The organism is Alkalibacillus aidingensis (assembly GCF_014595945.1).
Classification (GTDB): Bacteria; Bacillota; Bacilli; order Bacillales; family Alkalibacillaceae; genus Alkalibacillus; species Alkalibacillus aidingensis.
On the sequence record NZ_JABXWU010000025.1, the window covers coordinates 1 to 1,147 of the forward strand.

Genomic DNA, 1,147 nt, shown 5'->3' on the forward strand with positions numbered 1-1,147 from the left:
GAGAAAGGTAGCCTAATTTTTCTTGGATTCTCTCCTCATTATAGTGTTTTAAAAATTGATCAACACGTATAATAACCTCAGTGTTGCTTAAAGAATTATGTCTGGTGTATGCAAATTCCTCAGACTTCAAATTAGAGTGAAAAGACTCAATGACAGCGTTATCCCAACAATTACCTCTTCTTGACATACTACTTACTAGGTTATGTTCAGTTACATATCCTTGAAAAGCATATGAAGTATAAACACTCCCTTGATCTGAATGAATGATGACTCCTTCAGGATAAGAACGTTGTTCTAATGCTTCTTTTAACGTATCTATTATTAATGAAACCTGTTGATGGTCATACATTTTATAAGCGACAATCTCATTGTTGTAGAGATCCATTATAGTCGATAAATATTTTACCGTACTTCCATACTGAATGTATGTGATATCGGTAACCCATTTTTGGTTTGGCTCTGAAGCTTGAAAATTACGCTGTATAAGATCAGGGGCGATAATAATTGTTTCCCCTTGAGATTTCCATTTCCTTTTTGGTTTAACCCGACATTGGAGATGGTGTTTTTGCATAATAGCTTGAACAGTATTGCGGTTACGCTTAATATGGTACTCCTTCTTTAATAAAGCTTTTACCTTTCGATGTCCGTAACGATAATTGGTAGCCTTACATATTTCAATAATCGCTTCCTCAACTTCTGTCAATGATGAATCTCCTTCTGACCGCCAACGATAATAATTAGCACGTGGTATGTCCAATGCATTTAAAATAGCTGTAATTGTATATTTTTGTTTTAGTTTATCTACGAGATCTAAGACTACTTCTTTTTCAGCTCCTTTTCGATCTCCATATACTTTTTTAAAATTTCATTCTCCATTTTCAAATGATTGATTTGCCGATCTTTTCGCTCATCTTCTGTTCGATCCTCTGGACCATGCCCGTACGTATACTGTTTTCCTATGGGTTGGTCAAATCGGTAGATTTCACCCTTCCGGTACCATCTAACCCATGTCTTAATCTGAGATACATTTTTGATGTTATATTTCTCCATGATTTCTTCATTCGTTAATTCACCCGCAAGTTTCGCTTTTACGACAGCCCATTTTACGTCACTTGAATATACGCTTTTGCCCATGCAAAAACACCTC

Annotated in this window: 1 protein-coding gene; it reads right to left on the reverse strand. The window is 35.7% G+C overall.

All coding sequences use genetic code 11. The features are described from left to right. Window positions 1-1,134 (reverse strand): IS3 family transposase gene (locus HWQ49_RS14605; RefSeq protein ID WP_188208355.1). Its coding sequence is split into 2 segments (ribosomal slippage), with 1,135 coding nucleotides annotated over them: window positions 1-858 and window positions 858-1,134; the frame shifts between segments, so codons are not numbered across the junction. This gene is flagged as partial in the annotation. Window positions 1,135-1,147 lie beyond the last annotated feature (13 nt).